This is a genomic window from Mesorhizobium sp. CO1-1-11, assembly GCF_020164995.1.
Classification (GTDB): domain Bacteria; phylum Pseudomonadota; class Alphaproteobacteria; order Rhizobiales; family Rhizobiaceae; genus Mesorhizobium; species Mesorhizobium australicum.
In genome coordinates this window covers 104,726-123,158 of the sequence record NZ_JAIUHE010000016.1, presented here as the reverse complement: position 1 = coordinate 123,158, position 18,433 = coordinate 104,726, and the positions used below count along the sequence as shown (strand labels likewise).

The 18,433-nt window shown below is 64.6% G+C and carries 14 protein-coding genes and 1 pseudogene; 13 read left to right on the top strand and 2 right to left on the bottom strand.

The genetic code is table 11. The features are described from left to right. Positions 1-4 precede the first annotated feature (4 nt). Complete coding sequence (locus LB554_RS19930) at positions 5-2,422, bottom strand: glucan 1,4-alpha-glucosidase (protein WP_224586418.1); 2,418 nt, start codon at positions 2,420-2,422, stop codon at positions 5-7. Positions 2,423-2,631: 209 nt separating this feature from the next. Here LB554_RS19930 and LB554_RS19925 point away from each other — a divergent pair, with 209 nt between their 5' ends. The 5 genes from LB554_RS19925 (at position 2,632) to LB554_RS19905 (ending at position 9,327) form a co-directional block, all read left to right on the top strand. Then, positions 2,632-3,645, top strand: a complete 1,014-nt coding sequence (locus LB554_RS19925) for an ABC transporter substrate-binding protein (RefSeq protein WP_015315081.1) — start codon at positions 2,632-2,634, stop codon at positions 3,643-3,645. Between the two features lie 49 nt (positions 3,646-3,694). Continuing rightward, positions 3,695-5,215: a sugar ABC transporter ATP-binding protein gene (locus LB554_RS19920; RefSeq protein WP_224586416.1), complete on the top strand. Its 1,521-nt coding sequence runs from the start codon at positions 3,695-3,697 to the stop codon at positions 5,213-5,215. A gap of 1 nt (position 5,216) precedes the next feature. Continuing rightward, a complete protein-coding gene (locus tag LB554_RS19915) occupies positions 5,217-6,212 on the top strand; it encodes an ABC transporter permease (protein ID WP_224586415.1) in 996 nt (331 codons plus the stop codon). After that, positions 6,200-7,147, top strand: coding sequence for an ABC transporter permease (locus LB554_RS19910; protein ID WP_023771850.1), 948 nt, complete (start codon positions 6,200-6,202; stop codon positions 7,145-7,147). Before LB554_RS19915 ends, LB554_RS19910 begins: the two co-directional genes overlap by 13 nt. Before the next feature lie 119 nt (positions 7,148-7,266). Beyond that, positions 7,267-9,327, top strand: a complete 2,061-nt coding sequence (locus LB554_RS19905; protein ID WP_224586413.1) for a 3-hydroxyacyl-CoA dehydrogenase NAD-binding domain-containing protein — start codon at positions 7,267-7,269, stop codon at positions 9,325-9,327. Positions 9,328-9,354: 27 nt separating this feature from the next. On the opposite strand, the gene LB554_RS19900 is transcribed toward LB554_RS19905, so the two are convergent. Then, the gene (locus LB554_RS19900) at positions 9,355-10,167 is read right to left on the bottom strand and encodes a helix-turn-helix transcriptional regulator (RefSeq protein WP_224586411.1); all 813 of its coding nucleotides are present in this window, start codon (positions 10,165-10,167) and stop codon (positions 9,355-9,357) included. A 114-nt stretch (positions 10,168-10,281) separates the two neighbouring features. Between LB554_RS19900 and LB554_RS19895 the strand changes: the two genes are divergently transcribed. The 8 genes and pseudogenes from LB554_RS19895 (at position 10,282) to LB554_RS19860 (ending at position 18,433) form a co-directional block, all read left to right on the top strand. Continuing rightward, positions 10,282-11,418 carry an ABC transporter ATP-binding protein gene (locus LB554_RS19895; protein WP_224586409.1) on the top strand — a complete coding sequence of 379 codons (1,137 nt, stop codon included), beginning with the start codon at positions 10,282-10,284 and terminating at the stop codon, positions 11,416-11,418. Then, positions 11,399-12,562 carry a PotD/PotF family extracellular solute-binding protein gene (locus LB554_RS19890; RefSeq protein WP_224586408.1) on the top strand — a complete coding sequence of 388 codons (1,164 nt, stop codon included), beginning with the start codon at positions 11,399-11,401 and terminating at the stop codon, positions 12,560-12,562. Before LB554_RS19895 ends, LB554_RS19890 begins: the two co-directional genes overlap by 20 nt. A 36-nt stretch (positions 12,563-12,598) precedes the next feature. Then, entirely contained in the window at positions 12,599-13,489 is an 891-nt protein-coding gene (locus LB554_RS19885) for an ABC transporter permease (protein ID WP_015315089.1), read from the top strand. Beyond that, a complete protein-coding gene (locus tag LB554_RS19880; RefSeq protein WP_023771844.1) occupies positions 13,489-14,301 on the top strand; it encodes an ABC transporter permease in 813 nt (270 codons plus the stop codon). Before LB554_RS19885 ends, LB554_RS19880 begins: the two co-directional genes overlap by 1 nt. Before the next feature lie 10 nt (positions 14,302-14,311). Continuing rightward, positions 14,312-15,073 (top strand): SDR family NAD(P)-dependent oxidoreductase, encoded by a 762-nt coding sequence (locus LB554_RS19875; protein WP_015315091.1) that lies wholly within the window; start codon positions 14,312-14,314, stop codon positions 15,071-15,073. Positions 15,074-15,358: 285 nt separating this feature from the next. Beyond that, positions 15,359-16,180, top strand: a complete 822-nt coding sequence (locus tag LB554_RS19870) for a hypothetical protein (RefSeq protein ID WP_224586406.1) — start codon at positions 15,359-15,361, stop codon at positions 16,178-16,180. Between the two features lie 592 nt (positions 16,181-16,772). Continuing rightward, positions 16,773-17,057, top strand: a pseudogene (locus LB554_RS29645) (glycosyl transferase family 1); the annotation flags it as partial. A 5-nt stretch (positions 17,058-17,062) separates the two neighbouring features. Then, positions 17,063-18,433 carry a glutamine synthetase family protein gene (locus LB554_RS19860; protein WP_318013213.1) on the top strand — a complete coding sequence of 457 codons (1,371 nt, stop codon included), beginning with the start codon at positions 17,063-17,065 and terminating at the stop codon, positions 18,431-18,433.

Here is an 18,433-nt window from a genome sequence, read left to right as displayed (position 1 = left end):
GGATCTACTGGCTGTCCTGCGCGCCTGACATGATGGAGAAGTCGACATTCTCCCAATCGCCGGTTCCGGGCCAGAAAAAAGTGAAGATCAGCGTGCTTCCGTTGGGGAGGCTGGCCGTGGGCAGATCGACAAGATGAAGGCCGAAAGCGTTTTCCGCTGTCCGGCTGTCGTGGGCGGTTGCCCAATTGTCCGTGCTCCAGTGGATGGTGGCCGCCGTCAGCAGCTCGACGCGCAATGTCTTGCCCTCGGGCAGTGCGCGGATCTTGTTGTTGAAGCGCCATGCCCTGAACGACGATACGGTCTTGTCCTGGATGTAGCGCTTCACGCCTTGCGGCGGCATGTCGAAGACGGCGCCGTCGCGTAGCGAGCGCACCAGCTTGATGTGTTCGGAATGCGCCCAGACCAGTGGCATGGCGCTGCCCGATGGCTTGCCATGCAGCAGCTCGCGCTCGGGAATATCGGCGCCGTCCCACACCTGTTCGGGCAGCAGGCCGCCAGGCCCGGCCGACCGCTCCAGTGCATCGAGCAAGCTGGCCGCCTTGTCCTTGCGCCCGGCGGCCAGCTCGTAATGCGCCCTTTCGCCGGCCAGCAGGGGCCACGGCCGGCCCTGGCCGGTGCCGTCGAAGGGCGTGCCATCCTCGTGCTCGCCATAGCCGTCGCTGTTATAGCGGTACCAGAGCGGCCCTTGCGGCAGTTCGCAGCGCAGCTGCGCGTCGATGATCTTGACGGTGTCGACGATGCGCGGATCGTCGGCGGCTCTCAGGCCAAAGCGCACCAGGGCCAGCGCGTCAGGGCTGACGATTTCCTCGGCCGGTCGGTCGGTGTCGCCTGGTGGCCGGTTCTTGATCGGGACATAGCCGTCCTTCGGCGAGCCGGCTTCGGGGTCGTCTGGCGGCGCAATGCGGACGTAATAGCCGCCGACGCCGACGGCCTTGCAGATGGCGGTGCCGCTGACATAGGTCCAGCGCTCGACCTGGTCGTTCCAGCAGTCGGCTGTTTCGCGCAGGTAGGCCGCCTCCGCCGCTTTGCCGCAGGCATCGAGCAGGTCGGCGCCGGCAAGCAGTGCCGCGATCTCGACGGCCATCGTGAACGGGCTGTAGCCGGCGTCTTCTTCCCAGCGGTCCTCGCCAGTGACCGGACCATTGCGCACGACATAGGAGGCGGCGCGCTCGATCATCGGCAGGAAGGCCTTCAGCCTGGCACGCGGCAAGTGGCCAGCGCGATGCAGGGCATCCACCAGCAGCAAGGGAAAGGCGCATTCGTCCATCTGGATGCCGGGCCAATAGGCGGAGCCGTCGAGCCAGGCGTTCTGCGGCCAATGGCCGTCCGGCTGCTGGATGGAGCGGAGATATTCCAGGATCCGCAGTGCCGAGGCGGCATCGCCGGCGGCGAGAAAGCCGCCCGCTGTTTCGACCAGGTCGCGTGGCCAGACAAGATGATAGCCGCCGAGATCATCGTCGCCCTTGTTGAATCCCCATGGGATCGACAGGCTGGCCACCGCCGCGCCGGGCATTGCCGACGACCGGTGGGTGGCCAGCACCGCGGTGGAGACGCGGTAGCTGTTCACTCCGGGGACCGCGTGGCGGTCCAGTGGCAGCAGCCCCGCCTGCCATTCGCGCCATTGTTCGACGTAGGATTTCGCCGCCGGTTCAAAACCCCGCTTCAGGCTGGCGAAGGCGTTTTCGGCGGCTTCGTCCGGTGTCGTCCCAAAACCCAGCGCCAGCATGGTTTTTGTGTTGGCGGCGGTGAAGCCGATCTCGCCGGTCAGCGCGACATTGCCGTCCTCGGCACGCCGGCAAGCCGTATCGAGCTTGCCGGCGCTGTTGAGTTGCTGCCAGCCGTCGGAGAAGCCGACATAGCCGGCCGAGCAATCCCGCCAGGGCAGGGACGAGGCCAGCGCCAGGCAGGTGCCGCGCCCCGAGGCAAACAGGACGGGTTTTCCCTGGTACTCGCCGATCCAGGCGGTGTTGCCCATGCCGGCATTGACCAGATGCGGCGCCAGAAGCGCGTAGACGCGGTAGTCGGCCGCGGAGCCCTTGAGCGGACTGAAGGTGATTTCCTGCAGCAAGGTCGGTCGCGCCGGATCGGCCACGATGCGCTTCTCGATCCGGTAGGCGCCGTCGTCGGCTGTATTGACCAGCCTGTAGGCGGGCACGCCGTCCTCGAACGGCTCTATGCCGTGCGAGGCATCGCGCTTCTCCTCGGAGAAATAGCCATCCATGCCGGTGACGATCAGGCCGAGGTCGCGCGTGCAGGCGCTGTCGACGCGCGGATAGTACACCTCGTTCAGGATGCCGTGGCTGGTGGTGAACCAGACGCGGCTGGACGGCGAAAGCGCCGAGCCGACTCCGCTCTTGGCGCTTGAGGTCCAGCGCGCGGGAATTCCCGGCGCGCCCGGCGGCACAATCGGCGTCACTGCCATGCTTGTTCGCTCTCCTGGCCCGCATGCCTAGCCATCAAACGAAGCCATTTCAATCAGCGCACCGCAAGTTGATCGGCGGCGCACATCGGATTGCAGTTGACAGCCCGCCGGCCTTCTGCACTTTTGTCTGACAATAGATAAAAAACAGGATCGCAATCGCGAAATTCGTCGACAATCAAACTGATCAGCAACTCTCGGGAGGAGTATCCATGAAGAAACTATTGGTTCTCAGCACGCTTGCGGCGGTGCTCGCGGCCGGTACGGCTTTTGCCGACACCAGCGGCAAGAAGATCGCGTTCTCCAACAATTATGCCGGCAATTCGTGGCGGCAGGCGATGCTCGACAGCTATGGCATCGTCACCAAGAAGGCCGTCGACGACAAGATCGTCGGCGCGGCTGATGTCTTCACCACTGCCGACAAGGAGGTGCCGACCCAGGCCGCCCAGGTGCAGAACCTGATCCTGCAGGGCTATGACGCCATCGTCATCAACGCCGCCTCGCCGGATGCGCTCAACGGTGCCATCAAGCAGGCCTGCGATGCCGGCATCACCGTCGTCTCCTTCGACGGCACCGTCACCGAGCCCTGCGCCTACCGCGTCGTCGTCGACTTCAAGGACATGGGCAAGCAGGAAGTCGAGCAGATGGCCAAGTTCCAGCCCAAGGGCGGCAATCTGCTTGAAATCCGGGGGCTTGCCGGCACCTCGATCGATGATGCCATCCATGCAGGCATCCTCGAAGGCGTGGCCGCGCATCCCGAATTCAAGATCGTCGGTTCTGTCACCGGCGACTGGGACCAGACCACGGCTCAGAAGGCGGTGGCGACCATCCTGCCGTCGCTGCCCGACGTCGTCGGCATCGTCGACCAGGGCGGTGACGGCTATGGCGCCGCGCAAGCCTTCGCCGCCGCCGGCAAGCCGCGCCCGACCATCATCATGGGCAACCGGCAGGACGAATTGAAGTGGTGGAAGGAACAGAAGGACAAGGACGGCTACCAGACCTGGTCGGCTTCGATCGCGCCGGGCGTATCGACGCTCGCCTTCTGGGTGGCGCAGCAAGTGCTCGATGGCCGCAAGGACATTCCGCACGATCTGCTGGTGCCGTATCTGGCCTTCACCCAGGACGATTTCGAGGCGGCCCTGCCCAAGATCAAGGAGGGCGGTGTCGCCACCCACGAATACACGCAGGAAGATGCCATCGCGGCGATCAAAGCCAATATCAAGTGAAAGTCGCAGACGCGTTGCCGCGGGCATCACCGAGCGGATATCGTTGAGCATGGCTGCAGGCGACACGGACATCATCAGACTGGGCGGCGCCGAAAACCAATTCGGCGCCGCCAGTGTTGATATCGTAAGACTTGACGGTGCCGAAAAGCATTTTGGCGCCGTCAGGGCGCTGGGCGGGGTGGATTTCCATGTCGGGCCCGGCGAATGCGTCGGCCTCGTCGGCCATAACGGCGCCGGCAAGTCGACGCTGATGCACATGGTGGCCGGGACCTCGACGCCCGACAGCGGCACGATCACCGTGCATGGCGGCATCGAGGACAACTACTCGGTGTCGCGGGCGCAGCAGCTCGGCATACGCTGCGTGTTCCAGGAACTGTCGCTGTGCCCCAATCTCAGCGTCGCCGAAAACACGCGTATCAACCATGCGTCGCTTTCCGGCTTCGGCTGGCGGCGCAAGGCGGCAGAGCTGATCGCCGCCAAGCTGGACGAAATCTTTCCGGACCATGGCATCTCGGCCTGGGACATTGTCGGCGATCTGTCGATCGGCCGGCGCCAGATGGTCGAGGTGGCGCGTGCCTTCACCGTGACGCACGACCGGCTCGACCTGGTTATCCTCGACGAACCGACCTCGTCGCTCGACGCGCACACATCGGGCCAGTTGCTGGCCTTCGTGCGCCGCTTCGTCGCTGGTGGCAAAAGCTGCATCCTGATCTCGCACGTGCTGGGCGAGGTGCTGCGGAACGCCGACCGGATCGTGGTGATGCGCGACGGCAAGGTGGTGGCGTCGGACGCGGCTGGTGCCTTTGATCGCGACCGGCTGGTAGCCGTGATGGGCGGAGCCGAGGCGCGTGCGAAGACCGCCGCGCAGGCCGCCGCCGCCAAGACAGGCGCCAATCCGCTGCGCGTGCGGGCGCGGCCGGCCGGACAGGCGGATGGCAAGGACCTCGTCGCGCGCGCGGGCGAGATCATCGGCCTTGCCGGCCTGGCCGGTCACGGACAGACCGACTTGCTGCTGCGCATCTTTGATGCCGCCGCACGCGCCAAGACCGGCTTCGAGGTGACGGCGCCGGTGGCCCTGGTGGCAGGCGACCGCCAGTCCGATGGCATTTTCCCGCAATGGTCGATTGCCGAAAACATTGGCATCCGCTCGCTGGCGCGCTTGCGCAACGGGCTGTTGATTTCACCCCAGCGTGAGGCCGAATTGGCCGCGTTCTGGCAGAAGAAGATCGGCATCCGCACGCCTGACATGAACAACAATATTTTCTCGCTGTCGGGCGGCAACCAGCAGAAAGCGCTGTTCGCCAGGGCGCTCGGCTCCGATGCCCAGATCGTGCTGATGGACGACCCGATGCGCGGCGTCGACATCGGTACCAAGCTGGAGGTCTACGATCTCGTGCGCGAGGAGGCGGGCCGCGGACGCACCTTCCTCTGGTACACGACCGAAACCGAAGAGCTCGACAATTGCGACCACATCTATGTCTTCAAGAACGGCCGCATCGTCGCCAATCTGACGCGCGACGAGCTGACCGAAGAGAAGATCATCCAGTCCTCCTTCGGCGATGCGGCCTGAGATGACGGCGACGCCAATCGACAATGGCTTCAAGGGATCGGCGGCACGCAATGCGGCGGCGCGGGCGCGGCTGTTGCGCGGCCTGCTGCCCGCGCTATCGCTGGCGCTGGTGTTGCTCGCGATCGCCTGGCTCAATCCGCGCGCCATCAGCTATTTCGGCTTCAGCCTGATGTTGAACCTGGCGATTCCGATCGCGCTGGCGACGATCGCGCAGATGTTCGTCATCGCCGGCAACGAGCTTGATCTCTCGATCGGCACCTTTGTCGGTTTTGTCGGTTGCGTCACCGCGACCTGGCTTAAGGATGCGCCGCTCATCGGCATCCTCATTCTCGCCGGATCGATCGGCATTTATGCGCTGCTCGGCGCGCTGATCCATCTGCGCAACCTGCCCTCCATCGTGGTGACGCTCGGCATGAGCTTCGTCTGGCAGGGCCTCGCCATTCTCGTCCTGCCAAAACCGGGCGGCAAGGCGCCGGACTGGCTGCTGGCGATCATGTCGTTCAAGCCGCCTTTCATTCCGTTTCCGATCATCGCCGCGCTGCTGATCGCGGCGGTCGTGCATTTCGGCCTGATGCGTACCTCCTACGGGGTGATCCTGCGCGGCTCGGGCGGCAATCCCGCGGCGCTCAAGCGCGCCGGCTGGTCGCTGCTCAAGACCAAGATCGTGCTGTTTGCGCTGGCCGGCCTGTTCGGCGTTCTGTCGGGCATGGCGCTGATCGGCATCACCACCTCGGCCGATGCCAATATCGGCAATGGTTACACGCTGCTGGCCATCGCCGGCGTCATCCTCGGCGGCGGCGAGTTCGTCGGCGGCCGGGTCTCGCCGATCGGCGCCGTCATCGGCGCGCTGACGCTGGCGCTGGCCGCCTCGCCGCTGCTCACCTTCATGCACATTCCGCCCGACTGGCAGGTGGCCGCCAACGGCGCCATCCTGATCATCGTGCTTGCGGCGCGGGTGCTGATCAGCCGCAGGAAAGGTGAGCGATGGCTTCGCTGAAAACCCTGCTCACAAAACCCTGGATCTGGTCGTTTGTCGGTGCGCTGCTGGTGTGGTTGGCGACGATCGCCTTCACCGGGGGCTATGGCGGCGGCGGCATGGTCACGGCGGCATTGTCGCTTGCCGTGTTTACCGTCATCGTCGGCGTCGGCCAGATGTTCGTCATTACGCTTGGACCCGGCAATGTCGACCTGTCGCTGCCGGCCAATATCGGCCTCGCCAGCGCGGTCGCCATGAAGGTGATGGGCGGCAGCGATGCCATGATCCTGGTCGGATTGCTGGCGGCGCTCGCCTGTGGCGCAGCGATCGGCGCCATCAACTATCTCTTGATCTGGGCGCTGCGCATTCCGCCGATCATCGCCACGCTGTCGGCGAGCTTCATCATCCAGTCGGTCGACATCAGCTATGGGCGCGGACTGCAGATCAAGCCGCCGCCTGGCTTCGCCGATTTCACCAACTGGCAGGTGCTGGGCGTGCCCGTGCTGGCGATCCTCACCGTGCTGTTCACCATCGCAGCGGCCATCGCCTTGCAGCGCATGATCTATGGCCGCTCGGTGCTGGCGATCGGCCAGAACATCCGCGCCGCCTGGCTCGCCGGCGTCAATGTCGGGCGCATCCGTTTTCTCACCTATACGCTGTCGGGCGCGCTCGGCGGCATCGACGGCGCGCTGCTCGCCGGTTATTTCCGCGGCGCCAATGTCGACATCGGCAACGAATACCTGCTCGCTTCGATCGCCGTGGTCGTTATCGGCGGCACGTCGGTGGCGGGCGGCAAGGCGAATGTGCCCGGCGTCTGGGGCGCGGCGCTGTTCCTGGTTCTGCTGCTCACCATGCTTAACACATTCGGCGTCAGCGCCGGGGTGCGTCTCCTGCTGACCGGGCTTATCATCGTAGGGGTGATCACGGCTGCGGGCGGCGAGAAGGCGGTGCGCTGACCGCAACGTCTCCGGCGTGACCGCAGCCTGTCCGCCAACCATTGGACCAGCCGGTTCCCATTCGCGGCGTGGCCTTGTAAACCGGTCCCCAATCTCAGCCGGTCTTGGGAGGCCTCCACTTGTCCAGTTCTGTCAGCGTCGCGAACGAGGGTGGCGTCGCCATCGTCACCATCGACAATCCGCCGGTAAACGCGCTGAGTTTCCACGTCCGCGAACCGCTGATGCAGGCTCTGGTCGCTTTGCGCGATGACGCATCGGTCGCCGCCATCGTCATTGCTTGCGCCGGCCGGACCTTCGTTGCCGGTGCCGACATCACCGAATTCGGCAAGCCGATGCGACAGCCGGAATTGCGTTCCATCGTGGCGGTGCTGGAAGCCATTGCCAAGCCGACGGTCGCTGCCATCCACGGTACCGCGCTCGGCGGTGGGCTGGAATTGGCGCTCGGCTGCCATTTCCGGGTTGCCGATCAAGGCGCCAGGCTCGGCCTGCCCGAGGTGAAGCTCGGCATCCTGCCCGGTGGCGGCGGCACGGTACGGCTGCCGCGCCTAGTTGGCGCCGCCAAGGCATTGAAGATGATCGTTTCCGGTGCACCGATCGGTGCCGATGAGGCTTACGGCGCCGGCCTGGTGGATGCCGTTTTCGAAGGCGATCTGACCACCCACGCCGTGAATTTCGCCCGCGAAATGGCCCGCAAGGGCGGTCCGTTCACGCCGGTGCGCGACCGCGACGACGTCCTGAAGGAAACCGACCTTGCCGCCTTCGATGCGGAGGCCGCGGATATTGCCCGCAAAGCGCGTGGCCTCGAAGCGCCAATCGCCTGTGCGCAGGCGGTGCGCAATGCCGTCACGCTGCCCTTCGACGAGGCGCTGGCGGAGGAGCGGGCGCTGTTCGTCAAGCTTGTCGCCAGCGACCAATCGCGCGCCCAACGGCATCTGTTTTTCGCCGAACGCGAGGCGGCCAAGCTTCCCGGCAAGGATGTCGTCAAGCGCAGGATCGCCCGCGTCGGCGTCATCGGCGCCGGCACGATGGGCGGCGGCATTGCCGTGGCCTTCGCCAATGGCGGCTTTCCCGTCACCTTGCTGGAAACCAGCCAGGAGGCGCTGCGGCGCGGGCTGGCGACGATCGAGAAGAATTACACCGTCTCGGTTGCACGCGGCTCCTTGAGCGAGGATGCCAAGCGGCAGCGGCTCGCCCAGTTCAAAGGCACGATCGACCATGCCGATCTCGCCGAGTGCGACCTGATCGTCGAGGCGGCGTTCGAGGACATGGCGGTCAAGAAAGAAATCTTCGGGAAGCTCGACGCAGCGGCGAGGCCGGGCGCCATCCTCGCCACCAACACCTCTTATCTCGACATCGACGAAATCGCCGCCTCGACCTCGCGGCCGCAGGATGTGCTCGGCCTGCATTTCTTCTCGCCGGCCAACGTCATGAAACTGCTGGAGATCGTGCGCGCCGAAAAAACGGCGCCTGATGCGCTGGCGACCGTGATCGACCTTGCGCGCCGGATCGGCAAGGTGGCTGTCGTCGTCGGCGTCTGCCACGGCTTCGTCGGCAACCGCATGCTGGCCGCGCGCGGCTCGGAATCCGAAGCGCTGCTGCTCGAAGGCGCAACCCCCAGCCAGATCGACAAGGCGTTCACCGATTTTGGCTGGCCGATGGGTCCGTTCCAGATGGGCGACCTTGCCGGTCTCGACATCGGCTGGCGTAACCGCAAGGCGCGGGGCCTCACGGCCCCCATCGCCGACACGCTCTGCCAACAGGGGCGTTTCGGCCAGAAAACCGGCCGCGGCTTCTATCTCTACGAGAACGGCTCGCGCACGCCGGTGCCCGATCCAGAGGTCGAGGCGCTGATCCGCGACAAGGCGGCGGAAAAGGGCATCGTGCCGCGCACGATAGGCGCCGACGAAATCATCGAGCGCACACTCTATCCCCTGGTCAACGAAGGCGCGAAGATTCTGGAGGAGGGCATCGCGGCCCGTGCGTCCGACATCGATGTCGTCTGGGTCAATGGCTACGGCTTTCCCATCGGCAAGGGCGGCCCGATGTTCTGGGCCGGCCTCGAAGGCGCGGCCAGGATCGTCGGGCGACTCAGGTATTGGCATGAGCGGACGGGCAAGGATGTCTTCAAACCGGCGCCCTTGCTCGGGCGGATGGCCGAAACCGGCTCATGGGAAGCCTGATCCAGCGTAGTCAGCGGCCTGTGGGAATCACCGGATCCGCGCGTCGATGATCTCGACAAAGCGGGCGAAAAGGCCGGCCTGCGACTTGATGTTGAGCTTGCGGTAGATGTTGCGGCGATGAACCTTCACGGTTCCCGGCACGATGCGCATGGCCCTGGCGATCGATTCGGTCGAATGGCCCTGCAGCACCAGATCGACGACGTGTTTTTCGCGCGGCGTCAGCGACAGGCTTTTCCAGATATGGGCGCGGTCGAACTCGTTGACCTCGGTGATTTCCTCGTCCTGCTTCGTCTCGGCCGGTTCCTCGGTGGAAAGGGTTGGCCAGCGCAGCCTGATGAAGCTGATCACCGCCGCCGCCATGTCGCGCAGCAGCCTGGCATCGGCGGTGCCGAACGGACCGGAAGCGCTGAGCCGCATCAGCGACAGCACCAGCGCGTCCTTGCCCGGCAGCGGCACGAAGAAGCCGACTTCCTCGGCCAGCCTGGTCTGGCTGTAATAGGAGCGAAAATATTCGCTGGCGTAGAAGCGATCAGGAGCCAGTTCGCGCATGCGCCAGAACCCTTCCTTGCGTTCGACCGCCGCGTGATGGAAGGGGTCGAGCAGATAGGGGCCTTCCTGATAGAGCGCGACGAAGACGTGGCTTTCGGCCGGCGTGAAGGTCTCGAACAGCAGAGGCGGGCGCGCGGCACCCCGATAGCCGAAGATCACGCAATGGTCGAAGCCGACATGCTGCCGCAGCCAATCGACCATCGCTTGGCCGAAGACATCCCCGCTCGTCTCCCGCGTCCCCGCGACAAGCGTGGCGAGCCGGCGGTATTCGTCGCTGCGGGAAGCGCTCAATCCAATACCCCCTTAAACGGGAAAATAGATCAGATATACCACCTGCGAGGTATATACTAGCTGCCATTAGCTCTGGTAGCGTCTTGAAATCGCATCGTCTTGGAGCCCGCAGCCTTGACCGCAGTGCCCGACATCGAATTTCGCGGCGTCGCCAAGCGCTATGGCGCGGTGACCGCGGTCAGCGGCATCGACCTTGCCGTGCCGCCCTCCGCCTTCGTTGCGCTGCTTGGACCGTCCGGCTGCGGCAAGACCACCTGCCTGCGCATGATCGGCGGGTTCGAACAGCCGAGCGAAGGCCAGGTGTTCATCCGTGGCCAGGACATGGCCGGCACGCCGCCCTACCGACGGCCGGTCAACATGGTGTTCCAGCAATACGCGCTGTTTCCGCATCTCGATGTCGAAGCCAACGTTTCCTACGGGCTGCGCCAGGCAAGGCCACGGCTGTCGTCGCGCGATATCGGCCGGCGGGCCGGCGAAGCGCTCGAAATGGTGCGGCTCGCCGGCTATGGCGGCCGCAAGATCCACGAACTGTCCGGCGGCCAGCAGCAGCGTGTCGCGCTGGCGCGTGCATTGGTCAACAAGCCGGCGGTGCTGCTGCTCGACGAGCCGCTTGCGGCGCTCGACAAGAAGCTGCGCACCGACATGCAGATCGAGCTGCAGAACCTGCAGCGCGAGATCGGCATCACCTTCGTGCTGGTGACCCACGACCAGGAGGAAGCGCTGTCGATGAGCGATTTCGTCTGCGTCATGAATGGCGGGCGCATCGTCCAGCTCGGCCAGCCGAGCGAGATCTATGACGAGCCGGCCGACCTGTTCGTCGCCGATTTCGTCGGCAAGACCAATCTGTTGAGCGGCACCGTCGTCGGGCACACGGGCGACCTGGTGGACGTGGCGCTGGCGGACGGCACTGTGGTCGCGGCGCGCAAGCGAACCGCGCTTCGACAAGGCGAGACCGTCTCGGTCAGTCTGCGCCCCGAATCACTCAGCCTTGGCGCTCCCGAAAGCGGTCCGCTCAAGGGCATCGTCCGCAACCGGATATTCCTCGGCTCGACCGCGGAATACGCGATCGAAGTGCAGGGCATCGGCACTTTGCTCGCCAAGGCTGATCACCTGATCGGCCAAGGCAATCTCTTCAAGCCGGGTGAACCCGTCGCCATCGGCTATGCCATGGGAACGCCGCTGGCGTTTCCGGAAACCAAGAACAACGGGACCAACCAGAGGGTAAACAAACATGTCGAAATCATATCGTGACGGACTGCCGATAAGCCCCGAGAATTTCGTCGACCAGCTGATGCGCCTGAAGCGCGGCTCGATCGGCCGCCGCGACTTCCTTGGCCTCACCGGCCTTGGCATCGCAACGGCGGTGATGGCGCGCGAGATCGGCATCATGCCGACGCCTGCCTTCGCCGCCGAAAGCCTCGGCGACCGCATGTCGATCGCCACCTGGCCGAATTATCACGACCCGCAGACCTTCGAGAACTTCAAGAAGGACACCGGCGTCGCCGTCGAGGTCAACGTGTTCGGCTCCAATGAGGAGATGCTGGCCAAGCTGCAGGCCGGCGCCTCGGGCTGGAGCCTGTTCGTGCCGACCAATTATACGATCTCGACCTACAAGAAGCTCGGCATTATCGAGCCGCTGGAGATGGCGAAGCTGCCGAATTTCGACGGTACGCAGGAAGATCCGCGCTTCACCTCCGAGGGCACGATCGACAAGGTGATCTACGCCGTGCCGAAGAACTGGGGCACCACGGGCTTTGCAGTGAACACCAAGAAGCTGATCAAGCCGATGACGAGCTGGAAGGAGTTCTGGGATACCGCCATGGCCGAGGGCGATGGCCGCACCATGGTGCACGACTACCAGCTCACCACCATCGGCAACGCGCTGAAATATTACGGCTATTCGTTCAATTCGCTGAAGCAGGACGAGCTCGCCAAAGCAGAGGAACTGCTGCTGAAGGTCAAGCCGCATCTGTTCGCCGTCTCGTCCGACTACCAGCCGGGTATGCGTGCGGGCGACGCGTGGATGACGATGTGCTGGACCAATGACGGTGCGCAGCTGCATCGCGACATTCCCGAGATCGCCTACGTGCTGGGCAAGGAGGGCGGCGAGATCTGGACCGATTTTTATGCCATCCCGAAGGACGCGCCCAACAAACCCGCCGGTTACGCGCTGCTCAACTATCTGATGAACCCCCAGGTCGCGGTGAAGGAGCACCTCGCCAACGGCGCGCCTTCGACGGATGCGCGCGTCAACAAGCTGCTGCCCAAGGAAGTGCTCGACAATCCGATCCTCTATCCGGCGGCGGAGCTGTTGACGCCGCTCGAATTCGGCGCGGCGGCAACGCTGACCGACCCGGGCCGTGCCGAACTGATGGCGCGCTTCAAATCGGCTTGAGACTGGCCTGGATAAAGACAATCGACCGGCGGGCCCATGCTCGCCGGCACCGGGGCGGTTTCGATGCACGGCAACAGATTTCGGCGTAATTTCCTGACCGCCTTGCTGCTCGCGCCGGCGACGGCATGGCTGGTGGTCTTCCTGGTGCTGCCATTCATCGCCATCGCCGTGTTCAGCGTCGGCGAGCGGGCGCCCGAGGGCGGCTACCAGGCAGCCTTCACGCTGGCGCAGTATGCCAATCTCCCGGCACGGGCGACCGCGTTCTGGAACACGATGGTGCTGGCGCCAGTGGGCGCGCTCGCCTGCCTGCTCGTCGCCTATCCCGTCGCTTATTACCTCGCCCTGCGGGCGCCGCAGCGCTGGCGGCTGATCCTGCTCGCGCTGGTCGTCATTCCGTTCTGGACCAGCCTTTTGATGCGGACCTATGCCTGGATGTACATTCTGGGTGGACGCGGCATCCCGGCGCTGCTCGCCTTTGCCGGCATCGAGGATGTCAGGTTGATCAACACGCCGGGCGCGGTCCTGCTCGGCATCGTCTACGGCTATCTGCCGCTGATGATCCTGCCGATCTATGTCAGCCTCGAACGGCTCGACCGAAGGCTGCTGGAGGCCTCCGCCGATCTCGGCGCGAGGCCGTTGTCGACCTTTCTCGGGGTGACCCTGAAGCTGTCGCTGCCGGGCGTGATGACCGGCTTCTCGCTGGTCATGATCCTGCTGCTCGGCGAATACCTGATCCCGACGCTGCTTGGCGGTGGCAAGGTGTTCTTCATCGGCAACGCGCTGGTCGACCTCTTCCTGCAGTCGCGCAACTGGCCGTTCGGGTCGGCCATCGCGATCACGCTGGTGCTGGTCTCGGTGGTGGTGCTGATTGTCGCCAACCGCATTTCGAACCGCGTTGCGGGCGCTCGCCGGGTGGACCTCATCTGATGCGCGCCTTCGTCATCGCCGTCTTTGCGTTCCTCTATCTGCCGATCGTGCTGGTCGTGCTGTTTTCCTTCAACGCCGGCCACCACGCCAGCGAGTTCACCGGTTTCTCGGTGCAGTGGTATGGCAAGGCCCTGTCCAACCCGTTCCTGGTCGAGGCGCTGAAGAACAGCCTGTTCATCGCCACCACCAGCGCCCTGCTGGCGGCGGTGTTCGGCACCGCGGCGGCGCTTGGCCTGGCGCGTGTCGGCGCCAGAACCCGCGCCGTCTTCGACGGCCTGCTTGGCGCGGCGATCGTCGTTCCGGGCGTCGTCATCGGCATCTCGACGCTGGTCGCGCTCGTTCAGCTGTTCGCGGTCGTCAATCCGTTCCTCGCCTCGGTCTGGCCGGGCGACCAGCCGCCGCGCCTGTCGCTCGGCTACGGCTCGATCATCGCCGCGCATGGCCTGTTCTCGATGGCGCTGGTAACGATGATCGTCGGCACGCGGCTCGGCAGCCTCGATCGCAATCTGGTCGAGGCCTCCAGCGATCTATACGCCACGCCGTTGACGACCTTCCGCTCGATCGTCCTGCCGCAGATCATGCCGGCGGTGGTCGCCGGTTTCCTGCTCGCTTTCACCTTCTCCTTCGACGACTTCATCGTCGCCTTCTTCGTCGCCGGCGCGCAGACGACGCTGCCGATCTATGTCTTTGCCTCTATCCGGCGCGGCGTAACGCCGGAGATCAACGCCATCGCGACGATCGTGCTCGTCGCCTCCGTCCTGCTCGTGGTGCTTGCCCAATGGCAACTGCGCCAGCGCAAGCCGTCAAACTGAAAGCCGCTCCATGATCCTCAAAGACCGCATCGCCGTGGTGACAGGCGCCGGCTCCGGCATCGGACGTGCCGGCGCCATGATCATGGCCAGGGAAGGCGCGGTGGTCGTCATCGCCGACAGGGACGGGACCGCCGGCGAGGCAACGGCCGCGGATATCCGGGCGGCGGGCGGCCGGGCCGAGGCGATCGCGACCGACGTCTCGAACGACAATGCGATCGACCAACTCATCGTCGGCACGCTCGACAGACATCAGCGCATCGACATCCTGCATAATCATGCCGGCATCCAGGTCGGCGGCACGCTGACCGAGGTCGAGACCGCCGGCATGGACGCATCCTGGCGGGTCAATGTGCGGGCGCAATTCCTCGCGGCGAGGATCGTGATGCCGTCGATGATCGCGCAAGGCGGTGGCGTCATCCTCAACACGGCTTCGAATTCGGGTGTGTTCTACGACCGCGAGATGATCGCCTATGCGACGTCGAAACATGCCGTGGTGGCGATGACCAGGCAGATGTCGCTCGACTATGCCCGGCACAATGTGCGCGTCAACGCGCTTTGCCCGGGCTGGGTCGACACCCCATTCAATGAGCCGTTCATCGCCCAGATGGGCGGACGCGAGGCGATCGAAACCTATGTCCGCACCAAGATCCCGATGGGGCGCTGGGCGGTGGCCGAAGAGATCGCCGAGGCGATCCTGTTCCTCGTCTCGGACCGTTCATCCTTCATGACCGGGCAAGCGCTGGTGATCGATGGCGGCGAGAGCATCGGCTGACGCTGCTTTCATCGATCGACCTTTCCCAATTCAGCCCCGCTTTTTCTGTCGTTTCGCGGGATGCCGGACGGCACAAGACCATGGTCTGGCGGGTATGGGACTTCAGTGCCAAGCCAGGTCAAAGCTGTGTATTTCCTTGTCTTTTCAATTGGTTATTGATCCGATGCAGCGCGCGCTCTCGGATTGAGACCGCATTTGTCTAAAGTTTACCGGGTATGATTAGTGATTTCTCATACGCAGGTGGTTCAGCGGTGGGCGAGTGCGGCGATTCCCGAGGAGATTAGCATGACAAACCGGAAAACACTGTTCGCGGCCGTGGCCGCATTGGCGCTTCTGGCGTCTCCGGCGCTCGCCGGCAATGGGCATGGCAATGGCGGCGGCAATGCTGGAGGCAATGGCGGCGGCAACGGCAATGGCGGCGGCAATGGCGGCGCCCATGGGAATGGCAACGGCAACAGCGGTGCTTCGCACGGCAAGTCGTCGTCGGCACCGGGACGGGCAGCCAAGACGGACACGGACACAACGGCCGACGCCACGGTCGATACGAACACAAAGGTCTCGTCCGTGCCCAAGGAGAAGAATATCCACGCCAAGCTTGGCCGGCTGAATTCGCTGCAGCGCAACGTCAACGCCTATATGAACTCCAAGAGCAAGAAGTTCGCCGCCATTCAGGCATTCGTGACGCAGTCCGCGAAAGCCAAGAATGCGCAGGCCGCGGCTGCGGCGGCCGCTGCCACGGCTGCCGCGGCCCAGGCTCAACTGGATACGCTGAATTCGCAGTTGAGCGCACTGACGTCGCTGTCTCAGGCCGAAATCGACGCCATGACAGCCGAACAGCAGGCGGCCCTGCCCGGCCAGATATCGGCGCTGCAGGCTGACATCACCGCCCAGCAGGCGGTGGTGGACGCCGACAATACGGCGGCCGATGCGGCTGCGGCCGCGGCTGCCGCGGCAGCGGTCGGCACCGATGATGCATCACTCGACGCGGCGCTGACCGACATGGCCAACAAGCCGGTCGACGCCGAGGTCACGGCCTGGGCCCAAGGTGTTCTTGCCGGCAAGATCGACCAGACGGCGGCCAAGCTTCAGGCGGGCACGACGCCGTAGCGGTTCGTCGCTGAAAAGGCCGTAGTCACCAGAGGAGATGCCGCTGGGCTTGGCCTGGCGGCATCGTTTTCCTCCTGGAGCCGTTCCCGTTCAACGACAACGCAGAACCGCTTCTCGCTTCGACCTGATTGGCGGCGAAAAAAGCCGAGCGCGGCTTGTCGACTGGCTGGTGGCCAACAAGACCGGTGGTGAGCGCATCAGGGCGGGCCTGCCGAGAGGCTGGAAATGCGGCGACAAGACCGGACCGGCGAGCGCGGCAGTACCAATGAGCCGTTCCGGGTCATGCATCAACGTCTTCCGGCCGAAGCAATCGTTGCGCGAGCACCTCAATACACTCGACCATCTCGACAACCGGCGATATGAAATGGGTGCCGATCTGTTTCGCATCCACCTGCGCCTCTCCCGCAGCCGGCGGCCGCAGGCGGCCAGGCAAGGAGCCGCACTGTTCGGCGTGATCAGCCGGCCGGATTGAAGAGGATGAATTGACGCGTAAAGCCAGCCCGACCATCGCGCTGTTTTCCAAGGCGGGCTCTGGCGCCGCGCTAAACTGCATTGGCATCGCACAGGCCTTGCCCACCCGGGGCGCCCAGCCTTCATCCACCACGGCGGCAATAAAAGCTTTTGCGAGGCGCTGCGCTTCGGCGTGCCGTCGCTGATCATGCTCTATTGCTGGGACGACAATGCGCAATGCGCCGGAGAGACCGGCGATCATATCGGCCGCGACGGCTGGACCGAAGGGGGATTGAAGAGAGCCATTCTCGGCCAGCTGGCCGATGACGCCACGCCCGCCCGCCTCAGGGACAATGCAGCCGAGATGGCGCTGAAATCCGGAATGGACGTGGCCGCGCAAGCCATTCTCTCCCCGAAACGGACATGAACGAAATGCTTGATAAGAACACGAATACCGCAATCAACGACCCCAAGACCTGGCTCACGCAGCACGGCATCACCGAGGTCGAGTGCCTGGTGCCCGACATGAACGGCGTGTTGCGCGGCAAGGCGCTGCCGACCGCCAAACTCCTCAAGGCGCTGGAAGACCGCGCGCTCTACCTGCCGAGTAGCGCCTTCCTGGTCAGCATCGACGGTCGCTATTCCGGCTCTATCGACGAGGGTTTTGCTTATTCGGACCCCGACATGCGCATGGTGCCCGATGTCTCGACGCTGTGCCTGGCGCCGGGTGCGGGGGCGGGCAAGGCCTATGTCTTCGCCGACGCCTTCCACATGGACGGCAGGCCATGGATGGCCTCGCCACGCCATGTGCTGCGCGCCGTGCTCGATCTCTATCGCCAGCGCGGCTGGCGCGCGGTGGTGGCGCCGGAACTCGAATTCTATCTGGCCGCGCCGAATCCCGATCCGGACAGACCGCTGACCGCCCCGGTCGGCGCCAATGGCCGCGCCGAGGGTGTGCAGCATCCCTATGACATGGCCGCGCTGGAAGAATTCGAGCCGGTGATCCGGCGCATCTACGACTATTCAGCGGCGGCCGGTCTGCCGCTCGATACGCTGATCCATGAATCGGGCACGGCGCAGCTGGAAATCAACCTGCTGCATGGTGACGCCCTGCCGCTGGCCGACCAGGTGCTTTTGTTCAAGCGGTTTACGCGCCAGGCCGCGCAGCAATGCGGCATGCATGCGACCTTCATGGCCAAGCCGATCGCGGCCCAGGCCGGCAGCTCGATGCATCTGCACATGTCGGTCGTCGACGAGGCCGGCAATGCGCTTTTCGCCAGCGGCGACGATGCCGACACCAGGATGTTCGGCCACTTCATCGGCGGATTGCAGAAATATGTTCCGGAAATCATGCCGCTGTTCGCGCCAAACGTGAACTCTTTCCGCCGCATAAGGCCCAACCACAGCGCACCCGCCAATATCGAGTGGTCGCATGACAACCGCTCCTGCGGCCTGCGTGTGCCGGCGGGGGGACGCGCCGCGCGGCGGGTGGAGAACCGGCTGCCTGGGGCGGATTGCAATCCCTATCTGGCGATCGCCGGGTCGCTGCTAGCCGGCTATCTGGGCGTCGAGCAGAAATTGGCGCGCTCGGCCGAGGCGTCGGGCAATGCCTACAAGATCAGGAGCACGCTGCCTAAGACCATGGAGGAGGCGCTGGATCGTTTCGAGGCTTGTGCCCCGGTGCGAGAGCTGCTCGGCGAGGACTTCTTCCAGACCTATCTGCGCGTCAAGAGCGTCGAACTCGACCTATTCCAAAGCGTGGTGACGAGCTGGGAACGCGACCATCTCTTGCTGAATGTGTGA

What these genes read in the sequence shown, in the direction of transcription:
- LB554_RS19930 (WP_224586418.1), bottom strand. Translation starts at nt 2,422, where the DNA reads ATGGCAGTGACGCCGATTGTGCCGCCGGGCGCGCCGGGAATTCCCGCG.
- LB554_RS19925 (WP_015315081.1), top strand. Translation starts at nt 2,632, where the DNA reads ATGAAGAAACTATTGGTTCTCAGCACGCTTGCGGCGGTGCTCGCGGCC.
- LB554_RS19920 (WP_224586416.1), top strand. Translation starts at nt 3,695, where the DNA reads ATGGCTGCAGGCGACACGGACATCATCAGACTGGGCGGCGCCGAAAAC.
- LB554_RS19915 (WP_224586415.1), top strand. Translation starts at nt 5,217, where the DNA reads ATGACGGCGACGCCAATCGACAATGGCTTCAAGGGATCGGCGGCACGC.
- LB554_RS19910 (WP_023771850.1), top strand. Translation starts at nt 6,200, where the DNA reads ATGGCTTCGCTGAAAACCCTGCTCACAAAACCCTGGATCTGGTCGTTT.
- LB554_RS19890 (WP_224586408.1), top strand. Translation starts at nt 11,399, where the DNA reads ATGTCGAAATCATATCGTGACGGACTGCCGATAAGCCCCGAGAATTTC.
- LB554_RS19885 (WP_015315089.1), top strand. Translation starts at nt 12,599, where the DNA reads ATGCTCGCCGGCACCGGGGCGGTTTCGATGCACGGCAACAGATTTCGG.
- LB554_RS19880 (WP_023771844.1), top strand. Translation starts at nt 13,489, where the DNA reads ATGCGCGCCTTCGTCATCGCCGTCTTTGCGTTCCTCTATCTGCCGATC.
- LB554_RS19875 (WP_015315091.1), top strand. Translation starts at nt 14,312, where the DNA reads ATGATCCTCAAAGACCGCATCGCCGTGGTGACAGGCGCCGGCTCCGGC.
- LB554_RS19870 (WP_224586406.1), top strand. Translation starts at nt 15,359, where the DNA reads ATGACAAACCGGAAAACACTGTTCGCGGCCGTGGCCGCATTGGCGCTT.
- LB554_RS19860 (WP_318013213.1), top strand. Translation starts at nt 17,063, where the DNA reads ATGCTTGATAAGAACACGAATACCGCAATCAACGACCCCAAGACCTGG.